This window comes from Xanthomonas pisi DSM 18956 (assembly GCF_001010415.1).
GTDB classification, from domain to species: domain Bacteria; phylum Pseudomonadota; class Gammaproteobacteria; order Xanthomonadales; family Xanthomonadaceae; genus Xanthomonas; species Xanthomonas pisi.
This window is the reverse complement of record NZ_JPLE01000006.1, coordinates 56462-80266: the sequence shown is the minus strand read 5'-3', so window position 1 is coordinate 80266 and position 23805 is coordinate 56462. Positions and strand designations below refer to the sequence as shown.

Sequence of the window (23805 nt, the reverse complement as noted above, 5' to 3'; positions counted from 1 at the left end):
GCGCTCCCCCCATGTCGCCGAAGAAAACCTCGTTTCCCAAGCAGGACATCCGCGTCCTGTTGCTGGAGGGCATCAGCCCGACCGCCGTGGATGTGTTCCGCGCCGCCGGTTATTCGCAGATCGAACTGCACGCCAAGTCGTTGCCCGAAGACGAACTCGTCGCGCGCATTGCCGAAGCGCATATCGTGGGCATCCGCTCGCGCACGCAGTTGAGCGCCGAGGTGCTGGCGCACGCCAAGCGCCTGATCGCGGTGGGCTGCTTCTGCATCGGCACCAATCAGGTCGACCTGGACGCGGCCGAGCTGGCCGGCATTCCGGTGTTCAACGCACCCTATTCCAACACCCGCAGCGTGGCCGAGCTGGTGATCGCCGAGGCGATCCTGCTGTTGCGCGGCATCCCGCAGAAGAATGCGCAATGCCATCGCGGCGGCTGGTCCAAGTCGGCCACCGGCAGCCACGAAACGCGCGGCAAGGTGTTGGGCATCGTCGGCTACGGGCACATCGGCACCCAGGTCGGGGTGCTGGCCGAATCCTTGGGGATGCAGGTGATCTTCCACGATATCGAAACCAAGCTGTCGCTGGGCAACGCCCGCGCGGCGATCGACCTGGACGACCTGCTGGCGCGCTCGGACGTGGTGACCCTGCACGTGCCGGAGACTGCGTCCACCAAGGACATGATCGGCGCGGCTGAAATCGCCCGCATGAAGCCCGGCGCGCATCTGATCAACGCCTCGCGCGGCACCGTGATCGATATCGACGCGCTGGATGCGGCGCTCACCTCCGGCCAGATCGGCGGTGCGGCGGTGGACGTGTTCCCGGTCGAGCCCAAGGGCAATGGCGATGTCTTCGAATCGCCGCTGACCGCACACGACAACGTGATCCTGACCCCGCACGTGGGCGGCAGCACGCTGGAAGCGCAGGACAATATCGGCATCGAAGTGGCCGCCAAGCTGGTGCGCTACAGCGACAATGGCAGCACCTTGTCGGCGGTGAATTTCCCCGAGGTCACCCTGCCCGAACACCCCGACAGCCTGCGGCTACTGCACATCCACCGCAACGTGCCGGGCGTGCTGTCCAAGATCAACGAGCTGTTCTCGCGCCACAACGTCAACATCGACGGCCAGTTCCTGCGTACCGACGCCAAGGTCGGCTACGTGGTGATCGACGTCAGCGCCAGCGAAGCGCAGGCCACCGCGCTGAAGGAAGGCCTGGCCTTGATCGAAGGGACCTTGCGGACGCGGATCTTGTATTGATCCGTTGGTGCACGAGTGGCCCTCATCCGGCGCTTTGCGCCACCTTCTCCCGCACGCGGGAGAAGGCAGTGCGAGTCGTCCTTCTGCCGCTTGCTCCGTGATGTCTCTGCCGCTTGCCCCCTTCTCCGGTTTGATCCCTTCTCCGGTTTGATCCCTTCTCCGGCTCCCTTCTCCCGCTTGCCCCCCTTCTCCAGCTTGCCCCCTTCTCCAGCTTGCCCCCTTCTCCAGCTTGCGGGAGAAGGTGCCCGCAGGGCGGATGAGGGCGCGCGCCCTCGGCACCCATCACACGCCTCGGGCCATCCACTTCTCGGCCATGCGCTGCATCGACGGATCCAGCTCCGGCTCGGTCAGCAGCTCGGCGATCGGGCGCCACGCCAACGCGAGCGACTCTTCGCTGACCTTGAAGGTCTCATCCGCACCCGCGACCACCACATAGCGCGCGTCGTAATGCCAGTGCCCGGCCACCTCGCCGCGCGCGGGGATCCAGTGGCGGTCCAGGTCGAACAGCGCGGCGTCTGCCAACCGCAAACCGGCCAGACCGGACTCTTCTTCGGCTTCGCGCAAGGCCACCTGCGCCAGATCGCGGTCGCCGTCGGCGTGTCCGCCCAGCTGCAACCAGCGCTGCAACTTGCGGTGATGGGTCAGCAGCGTGCGGCTGCCGTCGGCGCTGACCACCCAGGCCGAGCCGGTGAAATGACCTTCGACACGCTCGCGCACGAACGGATCGGTGGCATCGTCCAGCAGCTGCACGAACTGGTCGGCCACGTCGGCCTCGTCCGGCCAGCGGGCGCGGTAGGCAGCCAGATGCTGCCGCAGGGTTGCATCCACCATCTGTCGTTCTCGGTTGCGCAGGTATCAGCGACCATTATCGCCATTCATGCTGCGTACGCGCTTGTCGTGAGCGTGTAGCTTTGGCAAGGTAGGCCGCTTGCCTGTCCCATTGGGATGCGGCGCACACCTTTGCCCGGGCGCGCGCGCCTTCGTTCTGCCACTTAGGGATGTACCGAATGCTGAAGTCTCTGTTGAGGGTCAAACCGATCGAGCCCGCTGGACATGTGGATGCGGGCGAACCGGTCGAAGGCAGCCTGCAGGGCGAAGCGACGCTGCAACGGACCCTTACCGCCAAGCACCTGATCATGCTCGGCATCGGCGCGGTGATCGGCGCCGGCATCTTTGTCCTGACCGGCCAGGCCGCGGCCAATCACGCCGGCCCGGCAGTGATGTTGTCGTTCGTCTTCGCCGGCATCGCCTGCGCCTTCGCCGGCCTGTGCTACGCCGAGTTCGCGGCGATGATGCCGGTCTCCGGCAGCGCCTACTCCTACTCGTACGCCACGCTCGGCGAAGGCATCGCCTGGTTCATCGGCTGGTGCCTGGTGCTGGAGTACCTGTTTGCCGGCGCCAGCGTCGCGGTCGGTTGGTCCGCCTACCTCATCAGCTTCCTGACCGGCACGCTCGGATTGCCGTTCCCGGCAGAACTTGCGGGCGCGCCATTGGCCTGGGACGGCCACGGCTTTGTCAGCTCCGGCAATCTCGTCAACCTGCCGGCCGTCTTGATCGTCGGCGCGGTGAGCATGCTGTGCTACGTGGGCGTCACCCAATCGGCATTCGCCAACGCGATCGTGGTGGCGATCAAGGTGGTGGTGATCTGCCTGTTCGTCGGCTTCGGCATCGCCTACATCGACCCGGCGAACTGGCACCCCTTCATCCCGGAGAACACCGGGCCGGGGCAGTTCGGCTGGGACGGGGTGTTCCGCGCGGCCTCCATCGTGTTTTTCTCCTATATCGGTTTCGACGCGGTCTCCACTTCCGCCGGCGAGACCAAGGACCCGCAGAAGAACATGCCGATCGGCATCCTGGTGTCGTTGGCGATCTGTACCGTCATCTACATCATCGTCTGCGCGGTGTTGACCGGATTGCTCCCGTATACCCAGCTCGGCACCGCCAAGCCGGTGGCCACCGCGCTGGAAGCGCACCCGCAGTTGAGCTGGCTCAAGACCGCAGTGGAGATCGGCGCGATCGCCGGCCTGTCCTCGGTGGTGCTGGTGATGCTGATGGCGCAGCCGCGCATCTTCTACACCATGGCCAAGGATGGGTTGATGCCCAAGCTGTTCGGCAAGGTGCACCCGAAATTCCGCACGCCCTATGTCGGCACCCTCTTCGTCGGCGTGGTCGCGGCGCTGTTGGCGGGGGTGATTCCGCTGAACGTGCTGGGCGAACTGGTGTCGATGGGCACCCTGCTCGCCTTCGCCACCGTCTGCGCCGGGGTGATGGTGCTGCGTTTCACCAAGCCCGATCTGCCACGCCCGTTCCGGGTGCCGCTGGCGATGGTGATCTGCCCACTGGGCGCGTTGGCCTGTCTGTTCCTGTTCTTCCAGGCCTTCCAGGAACACTGGAAGGTCTTCGTGGGCTGGACCGTGATTGGCCTGTTTATCTACTTCGGCTACGGCATCCACCACAGTCGCCTCGCCAAGCGGGCCTGACTTTCTCTCAAGACCGGCGCGCAGCGCCGGTCTTCTCGTTCAACGATCGCGCGCAGCGCCAAGCCGGAACCGCTCCATGTTCAAACAACTTTGGGCCACCAAACACCCGCACGCCAGCCATGAGGCGGCCGACGGGCTGGGCCTGCAACGCGCGCTCGGCCCCTGGGGGCTGACTGCCCTGGGCATCGGCGCGGTGATCGGCGGCGGCATCTTCGTGATTACCGGCCAGGCCGCAGCCGACCATGCCGGCCCGGCGATCGTGCTGTCGTTCGTGCTCGCGGCGATCTGCTGCGCGTTCTGCGCCATGGCCTATGCCGAATTCGCCGCGATGGTGCCGGTGTCCGGCAGCGCCTACACCTATACCTACGCCACCTTCGGCGAACTGGCGGCCTGGTTCATCGGTTGGATGCTGGTACTGGAATACGGCGTCTCCGCCTCTGCGGTGGCGGTCAGCTGGACCGGCTATTTCCTCAGCCTGCTGGAGCACTTCGGCATCCATTTGCCGGCCGCCCTGGTCAGCGCACCGCTGGACGGCAAGCTGCAGCGCACCGGCGCGATCGCCAACCTGCCGGCCGCCGGCATCGTGCTGTTGCTGACCTGGCTGTGCTATGTCGGCATCCGCAAGTCGTCGGCAATGAACATGGCGATGGTGATCCTCAAGACCGGGCTGATCATCCTGGTCATTGCGGCCGGCTGGAAGTACGTGGACCCGGCCAACTGGCATCCCTTCATCCCCGCCAACGAAGCACCGGGCAAGTACGGCATGGAAGGCGTGCTGCGCGGCGCGGCGATGGTGTTCTTCGCCTACATCGGCTTCGAGGCGGTATCGGTGGCGGCGCAGGAATCGCACCGGCCGCAACGCGATCTGCCGATCGGCATGATGCTGTCGCTGGTGATCTGCACCCTGCTCTACATCGCCATGGCCGCGGTGATGACCGGCCTGGTGCCGTTCACCCAGCTTGGCACCGACGAGCCGGTGGTGACCGCGGTGGCCGCGCACCCGCAGCTGGCCTGGTTGCGGGTGGTGGTGGAAGTCGGCGCGCTGATCGGCTTGTCGTCGGTGGTGCTGGTGATGATCATCGGGCAGCCGCGCATCTTCATGATCATCGCGCGCGACGGCCTGCTGCCGGCGATCTTTACCCGCATCCATCCCAAGTACCGCACCCCGCACATCAATACCGTCATCACCGGTGTGGGGATCGCCCTGCTGGCAGCGGTGTTCCCGCTGGACGTGCTGGGCGAGCTGACTTCGATGGGCACGCTGATCGCCTTCGCCGCCGTGTGTGCCGGCGTGCTGATCCTGCGCCGCACGCATCCGGAACTGCCGCGTCCGTTCCGCATGCCGGCGGCCTGGCTGATCTGCAGCGCCGGTGTGCTGAGCTGCCTGGCCCTGCTGTCGGCCATGACCCTGCACAACTGGATGCTGATGGGGATATGGACCTTGGTCGGGCTGGTGGTCTATTTCGGCTACGGCTATCGCCACAGCCGTCTGCGCGACAGCCGCTGACCCGGCGCGGATCCCGCGTTCGCGCGTGGCAGGGCCGACCCTGCTGCGCTGCACCTGACCGTAATCCGGTGGGGCAGTAGAATAGCTGCATGAATGCGACCACTGCCCCCCTGCCCTATAGCGCCGCCCGTCTGCATGAGCTGGCGCAGTTGCTGATCGGCAACATCCGCGAGCTGGCCCAGGCCGGCTGGACGCCAGCCACCAGCAGCAATTTCTCCCATCGCCTGGACGAACAGCACGCCGCGATCACCGTCTCCGGCCGCGACAAGGGCCGCCTGGTCGAAGAAGACATCATGGTGGTGGACTTCGATGGCCAGGCCGTTGGCCGCCCGTTGCGCCCGTCCGCCGAGACCCTGCTGCACACCCAGCTGTATCGCCGGTTCCCGGAGATCGGCTGCGTGCTGCACACGCATTCGCCGGTGCAGACGATCGCGTCCCGCCTGTATGCAGGCAGCGGCGTGATCCGCCTGGAAGGCTACGAACTGCTCAAGGCTTTCGAAGGCAATACCACCCACGAAACCGCGGTGGACGTGCCGGTGTTCGCCAACACCCAGGACATGCAGGTGCTGGCCGTGCAGGTCGACGCCTTGCTGGACAAACAGAGCATGTGGGGGTATCTCATCGAAGGACACGGCCTGTATGCCTGGGGCCGCAACATGGCCGAGGCACGCCGCCATCTGGAAGCGTTCGAATTCCTGCTGCATTGCGAACTCGAACTGCTGAAACTGCGCGGCCCGCGCTGAGTACCGTCCGCCCCCCATTCGTGAGCCAGACCGCCATGAGCCGACTGCGTATCTTTGCCGACACCAACCCGACCACCCCGGAATTCGACAGCCGCGACGGCGAGGCGATCGCCGCCGAGCTGGTCAAGATCGGCGTGACCTTCGAGCGCTGGAAGGCCAGCCAGCCGGTCGAACCCGGCGCCACGCCCGAGCAGGTGATGGCTGCGTACCGCGCCGACATCGACCGCATCAGCGCCGAGCGCGGCTTCAGGACCGTGGACGTGGTCAGCATCGCCCCGGACAACCCCAAGCGCGAAGAAATGCGCGCCAAGTTCCTGGACGAGCATTTCCACAAGGAAGACGAGGTGCGCTTCTTCGTCGCCGGCTCGGGCCTGTTCACGCTGCACGTGGATGCCAAGGTCTACGAGATCGAGTGCGTCAAGGACGACCTGATCGCGGTGCCCGACAGCACCTTGCACTGGTTCGACATGGGGCCGGAGCCGCACTTCGTGGCGATCCGCTTCTTCACCGAGCCGGACGGTTGGGTCGGCCACTTCACCGGCACCGAAATCGCCAAACAATTCCCCCGCTACGCCCCCGAGAAACCTCACAAGGCCAGCTGACGATGACACGACCGCAAGCGATCCTCACCGATATCGAAGGTACGACCAGCAGCATCTCGTTCGTCAAGGACGTGCTGTTCCCGTATGCACGCCGTGCCATGCCCGCCTACGTGCGCGAGCACGGCAACCACCCACAGGTGCGTCACTGGCTCAACCAGGTGGCCGACGAGATTGGCGAAGACGTGCCGGACGAGGTGTTGATCGCCACGCTGCAGACCTGGATCGACGAGGACCGCAAGCACACCGCGCTCAAGGCCTTGCAGGGGCTGATCTGGGGCGACGGCTACAAGACCGCCGACTTCACCGCACACATCTATGCCGATGCGGCGATCCAGCTGCAGGCCTGGCACGCGCAGGGCATCCCGCTGTACGTGTACTCGTCCGGCTCGGTGCCGGCGCAGAAGCTGTTCTTCGCGCATAGCGATGCGGGCGATCTGAGTGGCCTGATCACCGACTGGTTCGATACCGAAGTGGGCCCAAAGCGGGAGAGCGCCAGCTATCGCCGCATTGCCGAGCGCATCGGCGTGCCGGGCGCGGAGATCCTGTTTCTGTCGGACGTGATCGAAGAACTCGACGCCGCCAGGCGCGCCGGCATGCGTACCGCGCTGCTGGACCGCCGGGAGGATTATCCGACGCCGCGCTCGGCCGAGGACGTGGGCAACCACCAGCGCGTGGAAAGTTTTTCGCAGCTGGTGTTTTGAGCCGGCAGGTTCGCTGAGGCATCGGCTGTCGCGGTGCGGCAGCCGATGCGGTTGCAGGACCGATGCGTCTCATGCGCCGGACGTGGCAGCAGCAGGCCTTCGCCCCAGGCCTGATACGAGTGGTTGGGCTCGTCTGCGACCACCGATCGCGGTCGCAGGAGCACATCGCCTGCAGGCAGCGAGGCGGCGTCCAAGCCACTGCAGCGAGCTCGCCTGGCGTACACGGATTGCCAACGCATGCATGAGTCAGTGGCGCTGCTCGTTCGCAAGCTCACGCATGCGCCAACGGGTTGGAAGACAGTACGCAGCGTGTTGCAGGTGATGTTGCCTTCCGGTCCGCGCCTCGCGCCATCCGGCTTGCGCAGTCGCCGCATCTGCCTGCGGGCAACCGCAGTGCCTGACGGCACGCTTCGTTCGATCGCTCCACATACCCTCCTTCCAAACATCATCGAGGCATCGGCGTTGTCCCCATCGCTCCAATCACCCTTGGCGTCGCACGCGTTGATACGCCGGATGCTGGTGCTGCTGGCCGTGGTCTTGCTGGTTGCCGGCTGCCATCCCGATGCGGGCGCGACGTTGCCGGCGCAGACCGCGGACGACGCGGCGCAGGTGGACCCGGCCGACCAGGCCGCGCTGAAGAAGGCGCTGGTCGCGCTGCAACCGCAACGCCCCGGCGTCACCGACCTGTATGTCGTCGGCTTTGCCGGCGATGCCAGCGACGACGTGTTTCGCAACGAAACGCTCTACCTCAAGCAATTGTTCGAACAACGCTTCGATGCGCGCGGCCGCGTGGTCACGCTGGTCAACAACCCGGACAACCTGGGCGAGCAGCCGTACGCACCGCTGGCGACTTACGACAACCTCTACGACACGCTCGCTGCGATCGGCAAACGCATGGATCGCAAGCAAGATGCGCTGCTGCTGTTCGTCACCACCCACGGCACCGAGGACCACACGCTCTACGTCCAGGTGGATCAGAACGAAGAGGATTTCATCAGCCCGCAGGACTTGCGCAAGGCGCTGGACGACGCCGGCATCGACAACCGCATCATCGTGCTGTCGGCCTGCTATTCGGGCGGCTTCATTCCGGCGCTGCGCTCGCCGGACACGCTGATCCTGACCGCAGCACGCGCGGATCGGCCATCGTTCGGCTGCGGCAATACGTCCAATGCCACCTACTTCGGCCAGGCCTGGCTGATCGACGCCATGAACCGCAGCGACGATCCGCTGACCGCCTTCGACATGGCCAAGACCGCGATCACCGCGCGCGAGAAACAGGACGGCGAGCTGCCGTCATTGCCGCAACAATCGCTGGGCCGGCGCATTGCGCCAGTACTGGCACGCTGGCGCGCCGGGCTGCACATCGGCCCGGCAGTTGCCTACCCATACCCGCCGCTGGAGAACGCACCCGACACCGGGATGGACACCGATGCGCGCAGCGAAGCCGACGCCGGACCGGCGGCCGACACGGCCGGACCGGCGACGCCGGCATCGCCTGCGTCCCGACCCAAGGCGCCGCGCGACCCGACCTCTGCGGCATCGCGGTGATGGCGATGCGCTGAGACTAATTCTCATTTCGTCAGCAACAATGCTGCGCCGCTACACTCGCGCAGCCAGCCAGCACTCCGCCAGCCAGCACCGATCTTCGCCAGCGCGCCTTCGCCTGCCAGCCCGGATCTCAAGACGCCTCCTTCGTGGAGGCGTTTGCGTTTATGGATCTCGACAACTTTCCCTGGCAGCGCACCGGTGCACGACGGGCTTTACCGCAACGCACTGCCGCACCGCCTTTCCGTCGGAGCACACTGGTGCGCGAGGGGCCTTGCCGCAAGACACTGCTGCGCCGACCTGCGCGCCTGCATCCGCTCAGGGATCGGCGCGCTGCAGGCGATACACCGTGCGTGCGCTGTATTGCCCTGTCGGCAACGTCGCGCGCACCTCAATCGCATGTTCGCCAACGTCGAGCGTGGTGGGCAAGGCGCTACGCCATAAGTGCGTCGACACGGTGGCCTCGGGCGAGCGATCGTAACCACGCAGTTCGGGCGCTGCATCGTCGCGCGCGTTCTCCGCAAGCAGGCCCGGGTCCGCACGCTCGACGCGCTTCATCGCCTGCCACGGTCCACCGTCGATACGCGACTCCACCACGGTGGTGTCCTGCCCCATGAACACGTTTGCGTACACCCCCCAGGCCGGATACGCGCCCTGCCGCAGCACCTTGGGCGCAGACAGCGACAACTGCACATCGTCGGTCGCGCGTGCGACGCGATAGGCCAGCGTGTAGTCACCGCTGGGTGCAACCTTCAGCACCGCATAACCGTTGGGGGTGCCGTCGCTCATCGTCGCATCGGGAATGCCGTCGGCATCCTTGACCCCGGACCAGAACGCACCGCAGGCCGCGCCGACGTTGTATTCGTGCAGCGGGCGCGCGCCCTGCCAGCCTTCGTCCGCGCCATGATCCACCTGCCGCTGCGTATGGCTGTGTGCGCTGAGTACCAGCACATGCGGGAACTCCTTCAGCAGCGCGAACAATCGGCTGCGGTCGGCATGCCGGAAGGTCTCCTGCCCCGGGGCCGCATCGAACAACGGAATATGCATGCCCAGCACCAGCAGGCGCTCGCGCGGCAGCTGCGCCAGATAGCTCTGCAGAAACACGAACTGGTCCTCGCGCAGACCGCCCACATACGCCGGCTTGCCGCCTGGCAGGTAGATCACATCGTCCAGAAACACGAAACTGGCGTTGGCCTCTTCCACCGCATAGGTGTCCGGCCCGTACACCGCACGCCAGCTGTCGAGCGACTGCTGGTCGTCGCCGGCATCGACATTGAGATCGTGATTGCCGGGCACATGGAACCACGGCACGCCGAGTTGCGTGGTGACCTTGTTCAAGGCCGGATACAGGCTCAGATCGTCGCTGACGATGTCGCCCAGCGTGGTGCCGAGCCGGGCGGCGGTCTTGCCGACCAGCGGCGCCACGATATCGCGCTGGTAGTAGCCCACATCGGTCAGGCTGGCGGTCTGGCTGTCGGCAAAGACCAGCATGTCGAACCCGGCGCCCGCCGCTTCCGCGCGCGGCGTCAGCGCGAAATCCCAGTCGTGCGTCTTGCGGCCGGTGGCGGCGATGCCGCTGTAGTTGTGCTTGGCAGAGCCGCGCGGTGCGTAGTGTCGCCAGAACCCCGGCAATCCGTCAGCGGTTGGCACGAACCGGCGATCGCCCGGCTTGATCACGAACACCGTCTGCCCGTCGCGCACCGGCAAGCGGTAGCGGCCCTGCGCATCGGTACGCACGATCTGCTCGCCGTTGGACACCGCCACATCGGCAAGGCCAGGCTCATCGGCACCGCGGCCGGCACGCCCGTCGCGCTCTTCGTACACGATGCCATCGACCACCGCATCGCGCGCGCACGCGCTGCCGGCGAATCCCACCAGGGCTAGAAGAGCGAAGCGAAGCTGCATGCGTGTTCCCGCGCCAAGACCAGCGGAAATTGTACCTGCCGGGGCAACCTGGACGGCGCAGGCGTGCAAACCGCACCGCACCGTAGGAGCGCACCCGGACGCGACGGGGCCTTATCGGTAACGCATCGCGCCCAGGTGCGCTCCTACGCAAAGGCCGGCGAAACCTATATCTGCCATGGCCACGCGAACGAAGCGGGCGGGCGTGCTGCACACCACGTCACACCGTAGGAGCGCGCCCGGGCGCGACGGGGCCTTATCGGTAACGCGTCGTGCCCAGATGCGCTTCTACCGATCCGTTTACTTGTGCCGCGACTCCAGCAAGGCCACCGCATCGGTCAGGCCCAGGCCGCGTGCGCGCAGCAGGACGATCAGGTGATACAGCAGATCGGCCGATTCGCCGAGCAGTTCCGCATCGCCCTGCACCACACCGGCCAGCGCGGTTTCCACGCCCTCTTCGCCCACCTTCTGCGCAATGCGGCGGATACCTTGCTCGAACAGCTTGGTGGTGTAGCTGCCATGCGGGCGCTCGCGCTCGCGCGTGGCGATCAGTGCATCCAGGCTGCCGAGGAACTGACCAGGCGCACTCGGAAAACAACTGGTGCGGCCCAGATGGCAGGTTGGCCCATGCGGACGCGCCAACACCAGCAGCGTATCGGCGTCGCAGTCGGCCTCGATGGAGACCACGCGCAGCACGTTGCCCGAGCTCTCGCCCTTGGTCCACAGGCGCTGCTTGCTGCGGCTGAAGAAGGTGACGTCGCCGCGCTGCTGCGTCGCTGCCAAGGCATCGGCGTTCATGTAGCCCAGCATCAGCACGCGCAGGTTGTCGGCGTCCTGCACGATGACCGGCAGCAAGCCGTCGCCCTTGCTCCAGTCCAGCGCCTGCAGCGCGTCGTCGGTTGCCACGGTGTCACTGCCCATCACGTACCTCGATCTGTTGCGCACGCAGGAATTGCTTGAGTTCCGGGATCGGAATCGCGCCGCTATGGAACACGCTGGCGGCCAGGGCGCCATCCACATCGGCCTGGTCGAACACATCGGCAAAATGCTGCATTTCGCCCGCACCGCCGGAGGCAATCAACGGCACGCTGCATAGCGCACGTACTTGCCGCAGTTGCGCGATGTCGTAGCCGCGCCGCACCCCATCGTTGTCCATGCAGTTGAGCACGATCTCGCCGGCACCCAGGCGCTGCGCTTCGGCCACCCAATCCAGCGTGCGCATCGGCAAGGCCTGGGTCTTGCTCGGGTCGCCGGTATAGCGACGCACCCGCCATTGGCCGTCTTGTTCGCAAATGGAATCGATGCCGACCACCACGCATTGCACCCCGAACGCATCGGCCAGTTCGGAGATCAGCTGCGGGCGGCCCAGTGCAGGCGAGTTGATCGAAATCTTGTCGGCGCCGGCATGCAGCACCGCACGTGCCGTCTCGACATCGCCGATGCCGCCGGCAACGCAGAACGGGATATCGATCAGCCGCGCAACGCGCTCGACCCAGGTGTAATCGACCGAGCGCCCTTCCGGGCTGGCGCCGATGTCGTAGAACACCAGCTCATCGGCGCCCTGCGCGCGGTAACGCAATGCGAGTTCGACGATGTCGCCCATGTCGATGTGGTCGCGGAACTTGACGCCCTTGACCACGCGCCCATCGCGCACGTCCAGGCACGGAATGATGCGACGGCTCAACATGCCAGTGCGTCCTTGAGATTCAGGTGACCTTCGAGCAAGGCCTTGCCCAGCACGATGCCGGCGCAGCCCGATGCCTTCGCCGCGGCGACGTCTGCCAGATTGCGCGCACCGCCGGAGACCTGCACCTGCAGCTGCGGCGTCAGTGCACGCAGATGCGCGTACAGCTCCATGTTCGGCCCGGACAACATGCCATCGCGTGCGATGTCGGTGCACAGCAGGTGCTGCAGGCCAGCCTGCGCATAGCGCACCGCCAACTGATCCAGGGTGGCCTCGGCCGCTTCGGTCCAGCCATGCACCGGCAACTGCCACACGCCCGCCGCATCCTGGCGCGTGTCCAGCGCAATGGTCAGGCGGTCCGCACCAAATTCCTGCAGCCATGCAATGACGGTGTCGCTCTCACGCACCGCCAGCGAGCCGATCACCACGCGCGCGGCGCCTGCGTCGAGGATGCGCGCCACGTCGTCGCGCGAACGCACGCCGCCACCGGTCTGCACCTGCACACCGGTGGCACGCGCGATCTCGCCCAGCGTGCCGGCCAAGGTATAGCCGCCAGCCTTGGCCGCATCCAGATCCACCAGATGCATCCACTGTGCGCCGGCATCGGCAAACGCCTGCGCACGCGGCACGACATCGTCGCCATACTGGGTTTCGCGCGCGTAATCGCCCTGCAACAAGCGCACCACGCGCCCGTTGCGGATATCCAGCGCCGGGTAGACGGTAAAACTCATGGGAAGCTCATCTCAAGAAAATTGCGCAGGATGCGGGCACCGGTGTCGGCCGAGCGCTCCGGGTGAAACTGCGCGCCGCAGCGCAGGCCCTGCTGGACCACGGCAGTGAACAAGCCGCCGTGGTCGCAGGCGGCCACGGTGTCCGGCGTGACCGGCGCGGCGTAACCATGCACGAAATAGGCGCTGGCGCGTTCTGGCAGGCCCGCCAGCAGTGCCGATTCGCGCATCGGCACCAATTGGTTCCAACCCATATGCGGCACGCGGATGCCGAGCGCCGGCGTCATGTGGCGCACCACGCCCGGCAACACACCCAGACATTCCACATCGCCTTCTTCGGAACGCTCGAACAGCAACTGCATGCCCAGGCAGATGCCGATCAACGGCACCTGCAAGTGGCGCAGCGGCTCGATCAATCCCTGTGCACGCAGCCGTTTCATCGCTTCCGGTGCAGCGCCGACGCCGGGCAGGATCACCCGATCGGCGCCCTGCAGACCGGCCGCATCGCGCACCAGCCGTGCTTCCACGCCGAGCCGCTCCAGTGCATAGCGCACCGAGCCCAGATTGGCTCCGCCAGCATCGATCAGCGCAAGATCGGTCATAGCGCGCCCTTGGTCGACGGCAGCGCCGTGCCTTCGCGACGGATCGCCTGGCGCAGGGCGCGTGCAAGCGCCTTGAAACACGCCTCGACCTTGTGGTGATCGTTCTCGCCACGCACGCTCAGGTGCAGGTTCAATCCCGACGCATCGCAGATGGAACGGAAGAAATGCGGCACCAGCTCGGTGGGCATATCGCCCACGCGTTCGCGCTTGAATTGGCCATCGAACACGAAGTACGGCCGCCCGCTGAAATCGAGCGCAGCGCTGGCGATGGTCTCGTCCATCGGCAAGGTGAACCCGTGTTGCGCGCCCTCGCCCGCCGCAAGCCACGGGCTTTCGGGCGGATCGAACCCGTAACGGCCAATCCCGCGCTTGTTGCCCAGGGCTTCGCGCAGTGCCTGGCCCAGCGCCAGGCCGGTGTCCTCGATGGTGTGGTGCTCATCGATATGCAGGTCGCCATCGGCGCGGATATCCAGCGCAAAACCGCCGTGCTTGCCGATTTGCTCCAGCATGTGATCGAAGAACGGCAGGCCGGTGGCGGTGTGCGGCTCGGCCACGCGATCCAGGTCCAGCTCGACGCGGATCCTGGTTTCCTTGGTATTGCGCTGGACCGTTGCACAGCGTGGCGCATCGGCCAGCGCGTGGGCGATGCCCGGCCAGTCCCATTCGCCGCCGAATTCGTCGGTACGCAGCTGGAAGCCGCGGATGTTGAGGTTGTGCGCAAACTGGATGTCGGTCACGCGGTCGCCCACCATCGCCGAGCGTGCCCAGTCGATGTTGCGGTCTTGCAGGTAAGGCACCATCAAGCCGACGCCGGGCTTGCGCGTAGGCGCATTGTCGGCCGGCCAGCTGCAGTCGATCAGCACTTCGCGGAACTCAATGCCCTGACTGGCGAAAATCTGCAGCATCAGGTTGTTGGGGCCATCGAACGTGGCGCGCGGATAGCTCTCGCTCCCCAGCCCGTCCTGATTGGTGACGATGACGAACTGATAGCCGGCATCGCGCAGCTTGAGCATCGCGGGGATCACGTTATCGACAAAGCGCAGCTTCTCGTAGGCGTCGATCTGGTAATCGGCCGGCTCTGCGATCAGCGTGCCATCGCGGTCGACAAAAAGGATCGGGGTCATGCCGCCTCCTGCTTGCGCTGCAGCGCGCCAAGCACGCGTTGGTTCTGTTCGACCGTCCCCAGCGTGATGCGCAATGCATCGGACAGGCGCGGCACCGCGCGTTGATCGCGCACCACCACGCCGGCTTCCAGCAGCGCCTGGAAGGCCACCTCGGCGTCGTCGAAACGCACCAGCAGGAAGTTGCCTTGCGATGCGTAGACCTGACGGATACCGGGCAGCTGCATCAATGCAGTGCGCATGCGCTCGCGCTCGCTGCGTACCTCGGCAATGCGCCGGCGCGTGACTTCCAGCGCCGGTGCAGACAACGCCTGCTCGGCCATTGCCGCGCACGGCGTCGGCACCGGATACGGAGCCTGGCAGCGCCGCAACAACGCGATCAGCTCCGCATTGGCGATCAGGCTGCCGATGCGTGCGGCAGCGAGCGCGTGCGCCTTGGACAAGGTCCGCAGTACGGCAAGATTGTCGTAGCGGCCCAGCAGCGCAACCGCAGACGGCACGTCCGAAAATTCGCCGTAGGCTTCATCGACAATTACCAGCGCCTTGCCCTGCAGCGCCTGCAATGCGATTTCGATGTCCTGCAACGAAATGGCCGACCCCGCCGGGTTGGACGGCGAACACAGGAACACCAGCTTCGCCTTCGAGGTCAGTGCCGCCTCGACGATGGCGCCGATGTCTGCCCGGAACCCATCGCTGCCATCGACCAACGGCACCTCGACCAGCGGGGCATTCTGCAGGCGCGCACACACCGCGTACATGCCGAACACCGGCGGCGTCACCAGCACCGCATCGCGCTCGGGTACGCACAAGCCGCGCACCAGCAGATCGATCGCCTCGTCGCTGCCGCGGCCGATCAGCAGCTGCTCCGGCGCGCAACCGTACAACTGCGCCAGCGCCACGCGCAGGCCCCTGGGTTGCGGATCGGGGTAGCGCCGCGTGCTGCCATGGGGATCGGCCGGATTGCCCCAGGCCGATTCGTTGGCGTTGAGCCAGACATCGCCCTGCAGCGCACTGGTGCGCGCCGACGAATAGCCGGCAAACGCACGCAGGTCCTCGCGTACCAGTTCAAGAATCGATGACGTCCTCATGCTGCCACTCCCATCCGCAATGCCACTGCATTGGCGTGCGCATCCAGGCCTTCGGCGCGCGCCAGAATCAGCGCGCACTCGCCGATGCCGGCGATACCGGCCTTGCTCGCGGCCTGCACACTCACCATATTCTGGAAACTGGCAACGCTCACACCGCTATACGCGCGCGCGGCGCCGCTGGTCGGCAACACGTGATTGGTGCCGCTGCAGTAATCGCCCAGCGCCTCGGGCGTGTAGTCACCGAGAAACACCGACCCTGCCGCTTCCACCTGGTTCAACCATGCGCGCGGTTCGCGCAACGCAAGAATCAGATGCTCGGGGGCATAGCGGTTGCTGATCGCAAATGCGTCGTCCAGCGATTGCACCTTGATCAGCCGCGACTGCACCAGCGCCTGGCGGGCGATGTCGGCACGCGACAGCTGCGCCAGTTGCGCATCCAGTTCGACTTGCACGGCGGCGATCAACGCATCACTGTCGGACACCAACAGCACCTGCGAATCCGGTCCATGCTCTGCCTGCGATAAAAGATCGGCAGCCACAAAGGCCGGCTGCGCGCCGGCATCTGCGATCACCAACACTTCCGATGGACCGGCCGGCATATCGATCGCTGCCGCACCGGACTGCGCTACCTGCTGCTTGGCCTCGGTGACATAGCTATTGCCCGGGCCGAACAACTTGTCGCAGCTCGGGACAGATGCGGTGCCATAGGCCATCGCCGCAATCGCCTGCGCGCCGCCGAGCTTGAACACCCGACGCACGCCGGTCAGCTGTGCAGCCACCAGGACCGCTGGATCCACGCTGCCATCCTTGCGCGGTGGCGTGCACAGCACTACCTCGCGGCAGCCGGCCAGGCGCGCGGGAACACCGAGCATCAACGCGGTCGACGGCAACGGCGCGCTGCCGGCCGGCACGTACAGCCCCACCCGGCCGATCGGCCGCACGATTTTCTCGCAGACCACACCGGGCGCAGTTTCCACGGCATAGCCATCGCTCATGCCGGCGCGGTGGAAGGTGTCGATGCGCGCCACCGCGTCCTGCATGGCCTGACGCAGTTGCGGTGCCACGGCCGCCTCGGCGGCGGCGAATTCGGCCTCGCTCACTGCGAAACTGTCCAATGAGACGCCATCGAAACGCGCTGTGATCTCGCGCAAGGCACTGTCGCCACGCGTACGCACATCGGAAATCAAGGCGGCGACCGCCTCGCGCGTCTGCGTTGCCACGGTCTGTGCCGGGCGGGTCAATGCCTGGCTGCGCGCAGCGGCATCCAGTTGCGACCAATCGAGAATGTTCATGCCAGCGAGCGCTCCACCGTCAACACCATCAGACCTTGCGCACCTGCGCGTTCGAGTTCTTCCAACCGCTGCCAGGTCACCGCGCCGTGGCACATGGTCTGCAGCCGCAGCGCGCCGTTGCCGTCGTCGGGCAGTTGCACCAGCGGGTCGGCATCGGGCAGCAGGCGACGCAGCGCATCCACATTGCCGTGTTCGGCGCGGAACATCAGCAGCTTGCTGTCGCGCAGCTTCAATACGCCGTCCATCCGTCGCAGCAACATGGCCAGCAGGCCGGCACGCGCATCGGCCGGTTCGCGCACCGCGCCGGCCAACACGGCCTCGCTTTCCATGACCAGCTCGACCGGCTTGAGCTGGTTGGCTGCCAACGTGGCGCCACTGGACACCAGGTCGCAAATCAGATCGGCGGTCCCCAGGCGCGGGGCGATTTCCACCGAACCGGAGAGCTCCACCACCGTCGCGTCGATGCCCTGCCGCTCCAGCCAGTCGGCCAGGATCGCCGGGTAGCTGGTGGCGATGCGCTTGCCGGCCAGTTGCGCCACGCCCTGCCAGTCCCATTCTTCCGGCACCGCCAGCATCAGCCGGCATTGGCCGAAACCGACGCCGCGCACCGCGTGGTAGGCGGCCGGCAAGCCCGCGCGGCGACGCGCCGATGCCTGCTCGTCCAGCTCGTTCTGCCCCACGATGCCCAGGTCGCAGACGCCATCGGCGATCAGGCCCGGGATGTCGTCGTCGCGCACCAGCAACAGGTCCACCGGCAACGATTCGCCATAGCAGAACAGTTTGTCGCGGCTCTGCCGCCAGCTCAGCCCGCAGGCTGCCAGCAGGCTGCGCGCCGGCTCGGCCAGGCGGCCGTTTTTCTGGATGGCAATACGCAACCGGTCACGTGCCGGCGCTGCCGTGGAAGCACTCATCTTGTTCTCTCAGTGGGAATCGACGGGGCGCGCGGCTTGCTCGCGCAGGGCCGCGGCATAGCCGCCGGCGCCGTGTTCCAGCGTGCGCGCAACGCGCCCGATGGTGGTGACGCTGACCTGGGTCAGCTCATGGATTTCGCGGTAAGGCACGCCCTTGATCAGCAACGGCACCACCCGCCAACGATCGGACATGGCCTCCAGCTCGGCAGGCGTGCACAGGTCGCGCAGAAAGGCCTCAACCGCGCCAGGGTCTTTCAGGCACGCCAGGGCATTGGCCAGCATCTTGAGGGAGGCGGCAACGTCGGTGGTTTCGCGGGGAGCAGGGCGTTGTTTCATTGCGTTAATGTAATAGCGTGCTAGTACATTAACGCAAGCAGGCAGCGTTGTCACCCCGCCTGGGTCTGGGGAATCGAGAACGTTAAGGCTGATGCATGACGGCGATCATTCAGCCCCCGACAGTCCTGGCGAAATCGAAGCTGCCCGCGTGACGATCACAAACGATGACGTGACCGGGCCGGACGCCTCAACGAGCATCACAACCGCGGCATTGCCCTAGAAGGCGCCATTCCCCTTCGGTACCGTGGGAGCCCACAACACGTGCCATGACACTGCCTCAGTCTTCAGAGGCGCCAGAGGCGCTTTGTCGATCTCCCATCGGTGACAGATCACCAACAAGGATTCGACCGTCGCGGGATCTACCGGCACGGTCAATTCCAGATGCAACTGACGGCCCCTGCCCTTGACCCCGGCGTAGGCGGGCAAGGCGGCAAGCCAACTGAAAAATTGCTCCTCGTCTTGCTGAGCGAAGAACACAGGCCCGTCCAGCACGATTTCGATCGAGTCACGCATCAGCCGGACCGAACAGCACCCGGCACCAGCATCGCCTTGGCCTGCTCCAGCTCCACCTGCAGCGTGCTCGCCAACTCCTCGCGCGCCACATCGAACTGCTGCTCACGCACGAGATCCTTGACCGCCACCACGCCGCGCGCCAGCTCGTCGTCGCCGGCCAGCACCACAAAGCGGATGCCCGCGCGGGCGGCGTACTGGAACTGCTTGCCGACCTTCTTCGGCTCCATCTGCACTTCGGTGTTGATGCCGCCGATACGCAGGCGGCGCGCGATATCCAGCGCGTCGTCCAGGCGGGTCTCGTCCATCAGCGCCACCATGGCCTGCACGCTGCTTTCGGCGATGCCCTGGATCAGGCCGGCCTCGCGCAGTTGCCAGAACAGGCGGGTCAGGCCGATCGAGATGCCCACGCCCGGCAGCTTGGACTTGGTGTAGTGGCTGGCCAGGCTCTCGTAGCGGCCGCCCGAGCAGATCGAGCCGATCTGCGGGTGATCGGTCAGCGTAGTTTCGTAGACGGTGCCGGTGTAGTAATCCAGCCCGCGCGCGATCGAGAAGTTCAGGCAGTACGCCGTCTCCGGCACGCCCAAGGCCCTGACCAGTTCCAGCACCTCGCGCAGCTCTGCAATGCCCTCGCCCAGCGTCGCGCTCGCGCCTACCGAGGCTTCCAGCGCCTGCAGCTGCGCCAGCGCATCGGCATGCCCGCTGGAGCGCACCGCCACGAAGTCCAGGATCTTGGCCACCTGCTCGGCGGCAATGTTGAAGCCCTCGCCCACCAGCGTGTCGCGCACGTAATCGGCACCGCGCTTGTCGATCTTGTCGACCTCGCGCAGCACCGCCAGCTGCAGCTCGCCCTCGGCCACGCCCAGGCTTTCGAAAAAGCCGCGCAGCAGTTTGCGGTTGTTCAACTGCACCTTGAAATCGCCGATGCCCAGCTCGGCAAACACCGCGTGGATCACCGCCAGCACTTCGGCGTCGTAGCGGATGCTCAGCGCATCCTTGCCGATCACATCGATATCGCACTGGTAGAACTCGCGGAAACGCCCGCGCTGCGCGCGCTCGCCGCGATACACGCGCTGCATCTGATAACGACGGAACGGGAAGCTCAGATCGTGCTCGTGCTCGGCCACGTAGCGGGCCAGCGGCACGGTGAGGTCGAAGCGCAGCGCCAGCTCCGGCAGGCCGCCGCTCTCGGCACCCTCGTCGGCTGCGGCAGCGGCATTGGCCAACGCGCCGGTGGACTGCACGAAGTACACCTGGCGCTCGGTTTCGCCGCCGGACTTGGTCAGCAGCACGTCGGAAAGCTCGAACACCGGGGTCTCGACCGGCAGGAACCCGAACCGCTCGTAATTGCGGCGGATGACGTCCAGCATGCGCTGGAACGCGATCTGCTCGCGCGGCAGCAATTCCATGATGCCGGGCGGCGTACGGGGCTTGATCACGAGCGAAACTCCTGCAGGACGACTGGGGCGAGCCGGTAATTCTACCGGCTGGGCGGGCGTGCGGACCGCATGGCGTATCATTGATCTGCGTCCCAGGCAGTGCGTGACCATGTATCGGCAGCTTCCAGACCCCAGCACGACCTGTCCGGCGCCCGGCGCGGCACACGGCAGCGCCGCGCACAGCTCCGATTGCGCGCTATGCGCGGTCCGCGGCCGTGCGATCTGCGCGGCATTGTCGCCACAGGAAATGGACGCGCTCGATCAGGCCACCACCGCGTCCAGCCATGCCCCCGGCAGTACGCTGGTGCGTGCCGGCGATGCGCGCCAGCATGTCTACACCGTCACCTCCGGCGCCTTGCGCATGGTGCGCACGCTGGCCGACGGCCGCCGCCAGATCACCGGTTTCGTGCTGCCAGGGGACTATGTAGGGCTGACCGAAACCGCGCAGCACCGCCACGATATCGAAGCCATCGTGCAAACCCGCGTGTGTCGCACGCCGCTGGCGCAGATGCGCCAGTTGCGCGATCGCTCCCCGCACCTGGAACGCAAGCTGCTGCAACGCGCCAGCATGGAACTGGCCGCCGCGCAGGACACCGGCCTGCTGCTGGCGCGGCTGCAACCCAGCGAACGGCTGGCGCACTTTCTGTTGCGCCTGGCCGCCCGCTCCACCGAGCCCGGCGCCAGCGGCGACACCGTGGCATTGCCGATGAGTCGCGGCGACATCGCCGATCATCTCGGCCTGACCATGGAAACCGTGAGCCGCACCTTCACCAAACTCAGGCAGCAGCAGCTGATCGCGCTACCGCAATTGCAGCGGGTGCAGATCCTGGATTACGCCGCCCTGCGCCGCCTGGCAGGCGATACGGTCTAAGCGCTGGCCGGCCGATGGCGGTTGAACGGCTGGCCGGATTGCATGACCGCCCCACCGCGCGTTGGCAACGCCGCACTGCCAGCAGTGGCGTTGAACACACCCATGCGCCGCCCTGGTGGCGGCACCCAACGCGGCAGCCGCGCAGCGGCGCTCCAATCACGCCAGCGCTGGTTTCAACTGCATTCCCGGATCAAGACGCAGCGCAGTGCGCGTCAGCGGCCACCGGCCGCACTCGCCACCGATGCACCGCAGCCGCTACTGAGTAGGTGAGACTGCCGCAGCCAGGCGCGGTCCGGGTAATAGGCGAAGACGAACGCGCCTTCGCGCAAGGTATCGATCAGCTGCCTGGCCACTGCCGGCCGCACTGCGGGGCAACCCAGGCTGCGCCCGAGCCGGCCCTGAGTACGGATGATCGCCTCGCTGACATAGGGCGCGCCGTGGATGACGATGGCGCGGTCGCGTGCGTGATCGTTGAAGCCCGGCTCCAGGCCCTTGAGCCGCAACGAGTAGCCGTTGTGGCCGGTATACGACTCCTGCGCGGTAAACGCGCCCAGGCTGGACTGGAAGCTGCCGTCGGCGTTGGAGAACTTCGCCGCCAGGTTCTCGCCCGTGTTACGCCCGTGCGCCACCCATTCCTGAAACAACAAACGCTGCTTGGCCAGATCGAACACCCATAGCCGGCGCTCGGTCGAGGGCCGGCTGTAATCGATGACGCTGAGCACACGTTCGTCGCCCACTTGCTGGCGTTGGCGCGCGCACTGCAACGCTTCGGTGGCCAGCGCCAGGACCTGGCGATCCAGCGACGGCGCCTGACGCGCCAGGGCATCGATCAGCCCCGCACGCGGTGCGCCCAAGGGCGACACCGGCGACACAGACCATGCATCGGCCGCCATGGCCGCACCCGGCACTGCCCAGCCGCATAACGCGGCGGCAACGGCCATCACTCGATAAGACATGCAGCAACCCACATCGAACGCGGCGCCACGCGGGGCCGCACCCCGATAGAGATAGCCCCATGCGCGGTACTTTCCAACCCCGGCTGGCTGAACGCGTTTGGCTCAGGCCGCATCCGCAAGCAGGCGCTGCCGGAATGCCGCGTAGTCCGGCGCCAGCGCTTCGGCGTGCGCGGGACGCTGCAACAACGCTGCCAGCGCCGGCGGCACATCGACCGCGCGGCCGATCAACGGCTCCACCACGCCCTCGAACTTGGCCGGGTGCGCGGTGGCAGCCACGGCCCAGTCGCCGGTGACGCCCTCGGCACCTTCGGCGCGCAGTTGCTCCAGCACATGCACTGCGGTGGCGGTGTGCGGGCAATGCACCTCGCCGTAGCGCGCATACCGCTGCCGGATGGTGTGGCTGATGGCCGCATCGTCGACCGACAACGCCCGGAAGGCCTCGCGCAATGCCGCATCGTCGCCTTGATACAACCAGCGCAGCCGCTCGAAATTGCTCGGTGCACCCACGTCCATCGCATTGGCCAGGGTCGCCACGCTGGGCTGCGGCGCGTAATCGTCGCCGGCAAAGTAATCGGGCAACACGTGGTTGGCATTGGACGCCAGCGCGATCTTGCCCAACGGCACCCCGAGCGCACGCGCCAGGATCGCCGCCAGCCCGTTGCCCAGATTGCCGGTGGGCACCACCAGATTCAGCACACCGCCCGTGGCGGCCTGGTGCTGCAGGCCCGCGTGCGCGTAATAGCTCATCTGCGGCAGCAGCCGGCCCAGGCTGATGCTGTTGGCCGAGCTCAGCGGCAGCTGCGCCTGCAGCGGCGCATCGTTCAGGGCCTGCTTGACCATGGTCTGGCAATCGTCGAACGAGCCGGCCACACGCAGGGCCTGGATGTTGTCGCCAAAGCAGCCCAGCTGATGCGCCTGACGCGGCGACACGCGGCCGTCCGGATACAGCACCACCACGCGCAGACCGGGTTGGCGATGGAATGCCGCCGCCACCGCAGCGCCGGTATCGCCGGAGGTGGCCACCAATATGGTGAGCGGACGGTCTTCGGCATGGCGCAACCGGGTCAGGCAGGCCGCCAGGAAGCGCGCACCGAAATCCTTGAATGCGGCGGTCGGCCCATGAAACAGCTCCAGTGCGTAGTCGCCGGGCGTGGCCAATGCCACCAACGGCGCCGGGAAGTCGAACGCCTCGGCACAGATGGCGGGCAGCTCGGGTGCCAACGCATCGCCTTCGAAAAACGGCTGCAGCAACGTGGTGGCTGTCGCGGCCAGGTCGGCGCCGGCAGCCAGCGTGCGTGACGGCGGCACGGTCTGCGGCACATACAGTCCGCCATCGGGAGCCAGGCCGGCGGCAATCGCCTGACTCAGGCTTGCGGCGGGCGCGCCGCCACGGGTGGAGATGAACATCAACGTGACTCCAGGCAAAAGCGGGACCGGGCGTTACCCGGCAATGAAATGATCGTAGGAATGGGCATGGTTGGCGCGGTTGCTGCGTTCCGCCGAATGGTCCCCTGCCCGTACTGACACGGCGCTA

General features: G+C 66.4%; 23 protein-coding genes. 8 read left to right on the top strand and 15 right to left on the bottom strand.

Annotated features, from left to right (window positions below):
- Positions 1-11: 11 nt before the first annotated feature.
- On the top strand, positions 12-1253 hold the full coding sequence (serA, locus tag Y887_RS00805; RefSeq protein WP_046962538.1) for a phosphoglycerate dehydrogenase: 1242 nt from the start codon (positions 12-14) through the stop codon (positions 1251-1253).
- 282 nt (positions 1254-1535) lie between these two features.
- Here the strand turns inward: serA and Y887_RS00800 are convergent, their stop codons facing one another.
- On the bottom strand, positions 1536-2084 hold the full coding sequence (locus Y887_RS00800) for an NUDIX hydrolase (RefSeq protein ID WP_046962537.1): 549 nt from the start codon (positions 2082-2084) through the stop codon (positions 1536-1538).
- A 176-nt stretch (positions 2085-2260) separates the two neighbouring features.
- Here Y887_RS00800 and Y887_RS00795 point away from each other — a divergent pair, with 176 nt between their 5' ends.
- From Y887_RS00795 to Y887_RS00770, 6 genes are all read left to right on the top strand, one after another.
- The gene (locus Y887_RS00795; RefSeq protein WP_046962536.1) at positions 2261-3733 is read left to right on the top strand and encodes an amino acid permease; all 1473 of its coding nucleotides are present in this window, start codon (positions 2261-2263) and stop codon (positions 3731-3733) included.
- A 76-nt stretch (positions 3734-3809) separates the two neighbouring features.
- Positions 3810-5240: an amino acid permease gene (locus tag Y887_RS00790; protein ID WP_046962535.1), complete on the top strand. Its 1431-nt coding sequence runs from the start codon at positions 3810-3812 to the stop codon at positions 5238-5240.
- Positions 5241-5329: 89 nt separating this feature from the next.
- Positions 5330-5983 (top strand): methylthioribulose 1-phosphate dehydratase, encoded by a 654-nt coding sequence (locus Y887_RS00785; protein WP_046962534.1) that lies wholly within the window; start codon positions 5330-5332, stop codon positions 5981-5983.
- A gap of 35 nt (positions 5984-6018) precedes the next feature.
- On the top strand, positions 6019-6585 hold the full coding sequence (locus Y887_RS00780) for a 1,2-dihydroxy-3-keto-5-methylthiopentene dioxygenase (RefSeq protein WP_046962533.1): 567 nt from the start codon (positions 6019-6021) through the stop codon (positions 6583-6585).
- Positions 6586-6587: 2 nt separating this feature from the next.
- Positions 6588-7286 (top strand): acireductone synthase, encoded by a 699-nt coding sequence (gene mtnC, locus Y887_RS00775; RefSeq protein WP_046962532.1) that lies wholly within the window; start codon positions 6588-6590, stop codon positions 7284-7286.
- 513 nt (positions 7287-7799) lie between these two features.
- Positions 7800-8834, top strand: coding sequence for a C13 family peptidase (locus tag Y887_RS00770; protein ID WP_046962531.1), 1035 nt, complete (start codon positions 7800-7802; stop codon positions 8832-8834).
- Positions 8835-9149: 315 nt separating this feature from the next.
- Here Y887_RS00770 and Y887_RS00765 read toward each other — a convergent pair whose 3' ends face one another.
- The 12 genes from Y887_RS00765 to hisS all read right to left on the bottom strand — a co-directional run bounded on the left by Y887_RS00765 (position 9150) and on the right by hisS (position 20444).
- Positions 9150-10736 carry a calcineurin-like phosphoesterase C-terminal domain-containing protein gene (locus Y887_RS00765; protein ID WP_046962530.1) on the bottom strand — a complete coding sequence of 529 codons (1587 nt, stop codon included), beginning with the start codon at positions 10734-10736 and terminating at the stop codon, positions 9150-9152.
- Between the two features lie 297 nt (positions 10737-11033).
- Positions 11034-11654 (bottom strand): bifunctional phosphoribosyl-AMP cyclohydrolase/phosphoribosyl-ATP diphosphatase HisIE, encoded by a 621-nt coding sequence (gene hisIE, locus Y887_RS00760; protein ID WP_046962529.1) that lies wholly within the window; start codon positions 11652-11654, stop codon positions 11034-11036.
- Positions 11644-12420 carry an imidazole glycerol phosphate synthase subunit HisF gene (gene hisF, locus Y887_RS00755; protein WP_046962528.1) on the bottom strand — a complete coding sequence of 259 codons (777 nt, stop codon included), beginning with the start codon at positions 12418-12420 and terminating at the stop codon, positions 11644-11646. The genes hisIE and hisF overlap by 11 nt, the downstream gene beginning before the upstream one ends.
- Positions 12414-13148: a 1-(5-phosphoribosyl)-5-[(5-phosphoribosylamino)methylideneamino]imidazole-4-carboxamide isomerase gene (hisA, locus tag Y887_RS00750; protein WP_046962527.1), complete on the bottom strand. Its 735-nt coding sequence runs from the start codon at positions 13146-13148 to the stop codon at positions 12414-12416. Before hisA ends, hisF begins: the two co-directional genes overlap by 7 nt.
- Positions 13145-13747 carry an imidazole glycerol phosphate synthase subunit HisH gene (hisH, locus tag Y887_RS00745; protein WP_046962526.1) on the bottom strand — a complete coding sequence of 201 codons (603 nt, stop codon included), beginning with the start codon at positions 13745-13747 and terminating at the stop codon, positions 13145-13147. The genes hisA and hisH overlap by 4 nt, the downstream gene beginning before the upstream one ends.
- On the bottom strand, positions 13744-14871 hold the full coding sequence (gene hisB / locus Y887_RS00740; protein WP_046962525.1) for a bifunctional histidinol-phosphatase/imidazoleglycerol-phosphate dehydratase HisB: 1128 nt from the start codon (positions 14869-14871) through the stop codon (positions 13744-13746). The genes hisH and hisB overlap by 4 nt, the downstream gene beginning before the upstream one ends.
- Entirely contained in the window at positions 14868-15956 is a 1089-nt protein-coding gene (hisC, locus tag Y887_RS00735; RefSeq protein ID WP_046962524.1) for a histidinol-phosphate transaminase, read from the bottom strand. Before hisC ends, hisB begins: the two co-directional genes overlap by 4 nt.
- Positions 15953-17248, bottom strand: a complete 1296-nt coding sequence (gene hisD / locus Y887_RS00730) for a histidinol dehydrogenase (RefSeq protein ID WP_046962523.1) — start codon at positions 17246-17248, stop codon at positions 15953-15955. The genes hisC and hisD overlap by 4 nt, the downstream gene beginning before the upstream one ends.
- Complete coding sequence (hisG, locus tag Y887_RS00725; RefSeq protein ID WP_046962522.1) at positions 17245-18159, bottom strand: ATP phosphoribosyltransferase; 915 nt, start codon at positions 18157-18159, stop codon at positions 17245-17247. Before hisG ends, hisD begins: the two co-directional genes overlap by 4 nt.
- A 9-nt stretch (positions 18160-18168) precedes the next feature.
- Complete coding sequence (locus Y887_RS00720) at positions 18169-18495, bottom strand: YerC/YecD family TrpR-related protein (RefSeq protein ID WP_046962521.1); 327 nt, start codon at positions 18493-18495, stop codon at positions 18169-18171.
- Between the two features lie 216 nt (positions 18496-18711).
- Positions 18712-19008: a hypothetical protein gene (locus Y887_RS00715; RefSeq protein WP_052764917.1), complete on the bottom strand. Its 297-nt coding sequence runs from the start codon at positions 19006-19008 to the stop codon at positions 18712-18714.
- On the bottom strand, positions 19008-20444 hold the full coding sequence (gene hisS / locus Y887_RS00710) for a histidine--tRNA ligase (RefSeq protein WP_046962520.1): 1437 nt from the start codon (positions 20442-20444) through the stop codon (positions 19008-19010). The genes Y887_RS00715 and hisS overlap by 1 nt, the downstream gene beginning before the upstream one ends.
- A gap of 109 nt (positions 20445-20553) precedes the next feature.
- On the opposite strand from hisS, the gene Y887_RS00705 reads away from it, so the two are divergent.
- Positions 20554-21315: a Crp/Fnr family transcriptional regulator gene (locus Y887_RS00705; RefSeq protein ID WP_104611301.1), complete on the top strand. Its 762-nt coding sequence runs from the start codon at positions 20554-20556 to the stop codon at positions 21313-21315.
- Positions 21316-21527: 212 nt separating this feature from the next.
- On the opposite strand, the gene Y887_RS00700 is transcribed toward Y887_RS00705, so the two are convergent.
- Both Y887_RS00700 and thrC read right to left on the bottom strand, forming a co-directional pair.
- Positions 21528-22271, bottom strand: coding sequence for a murein L,D-transpeptidase catalytic domain family protein (locus Y887_RS00700; protein WP_046962519.1), 744 nt, complete (start codon positions 22269-22271; stop codon positions 21528-21530).
- Positions 22272-22373: 102 nt separating this feature from the next.
- Positions 22374-23678: a threonine synthase gene (gene thrC, locus Y887_RS00695; RefSeq protein WP_046962518.1), complete on the bottom strand. Its 1305-nt coding sequence runs from the start codon at positions 23676-23678 to the stop codon at positions 22374-22376.
- Positions 23679-23805 lie beyond the last annotated feature (127 nt).

What these genes read in the sequence shown, in the direction of transcription:
- Y887_RS00720 (WP_046962521.1), bottom strand. Translation starts at nt 18,495, where the DNA reads ATGAAACAACGCCCTGCTCCCCGCGAAACCACCGACGTTGCCGCCTCC.
- hisH (WP_046962526.1), bottom strand. Translation starts at nt 13,747, where the DNA reads ATGACCGATCTTGCGCTGATCGATGCTGGCGGAGCCAATCTGGGCTCG.
- Y887_RS00770 (WP_046962531.1), top strand. Translation starts at nt 7,800, where the DNA reads ATGCTGGTGCTGCTGGCCGTGGTCTTGCTGGTTGCCGGCTGCCATCCC.
- hisC (WP_046962524.1), bottom strand. Translation starts at nt 15,956, where the DNA reads ATGAGGACGTCATCGATTCTTGAACTGGTACGCGAGGACCTGCGTGCG.
- Y887_RS00705 (WP_104611301.1), top strand. Translation starts at nt 20,554, where the DNA reads ATGTATCGGCAGCTTCCAGACCCCAGCACGACCTGTCCGGCGCCCGGC.
- hisB (WP_046962525.1), bottom strand. Translation starts at nt 14,871, where the DNA reads ATGACCCCGATCCTTTTTGTCGACCGCGATGGCACGCTGATCGCAGAG.
- Y887_RS00765 (WP_046962530.1), bottom strand. Translation starts at nt 10,736, where the DNA reads ATGCAGCTTCGCTTCGCTCTTCTAGCCCTGGTGGGATTCGCCGGCAGC.
- hisIE (WP_046962529.1), bottom strand. Translation starts at nt 11,654, where the DNA reads ATGGGCAGTGACACCGTGGCAACCGACGACGCGCTGCAGGCGCTGGAC.
- thrC (WP_046962518.1), bottom strand. Translation starts at nt 23,678, where the DNA reads ATGTTCATCTCCACCCGTGGCGGCGCGCCCGCCGCAAGCCTGAGTCAG.
- Y887_RS00715 (WP_052764917.1), bottom strand. Translation starts at nt 19,008, where the DNA reads ATGCGTGACTCGATCGAAATCGTGCTGGACGGGCCTGTGTTCTTCGCT.
- Y887_RS00795 (WP_046962536.1), top strand. Translation starts at nt 2,261, where the DNA reads ATGCTGAAGTCTCTGTTGAGGGTCAAACCGATCGAGCCCGCTGGACAT.
- Y887_RS00700 (WP_046962519.1), bottom strand. Translation starts at nt 22,271, where the DNA reads ATGTCTTATCGAGTGATGGCCGTTGCCGCCGCGTTATGCGGCTGGGCA.
- Y887_RS00785 (WP_046962534.1), top strand. Translation starts at nt 5,330, where the DNA reads ATGAATGCGACCACTGCCCCCCTGCCCTATAGCGCCGCCCGTCTGCAT.
- hisG (WP_046962522.1), bottom strand. Translation starts at nt 18,159, where the DNA reads ATGAGTGCTTCCACGGCAGCGCCGGCACGTGACCGGTTGCGTATTGCC.
- mtnC (WP_046962532.1), top strand. Translation starts at nt 6,588, where the DNA reads ATGACACGACCGCAAGCGATCCTCACCGATATCGAAGGTACGACCAGC.
- Y887_RS00790 (WP_046962535.1), top strand. Translation starts at nt 3,810, where the DNA reads ATGTTCAAACAACTTTGGGCCACCAAACACCCGCACGCCAGCCATGAG.
- hisD (WP_046962523.1), bottom strand. Translation starts at nt 17,248, where the DNA reads ATGAACATTCTCGATTGGTCGCAACTGGATGCCGCTGCGCGCAGCCAG.
- Y887_RS00800 (WP_046962537.1), bottom strand. Translation starts at nt 2,084, where the DNA reads ATGGTGGATGCAACCCTGCGGCAGCATCTGGCTGCCTACCGCGCCCGC.
- hisF (WP_046962528.1), bottom strand. Translation starts at nt 12,420, where the DNA reads ATGTTGAGCCGTCGCATCATTCCGTGCCTGGACGTGCGCGATGGGCGC.
- hisA (WP_046962527.1), bottom strand. Translation starts at nt 13,148, where the DNA reads ATGAGTTTTACCGTCTACCCGGCGCTGGATATCCGCAACGGGCGCGTG.
- Y887_RS00780 (WP_046962533.1), top strand. Translation starts at nt 6,019, where the DNA reads ATGAGCCGACTGCGTATCTTTGCCGACACCAACCCGACCACCCCGGAA.
- serA (WP_046962538.1), top strand. Translation starts at nt 12, where the DNA reads ATGTCGCCGAAGAAAACCTCGTTTCCCAAGCAGGACATCCGCGTCCTG.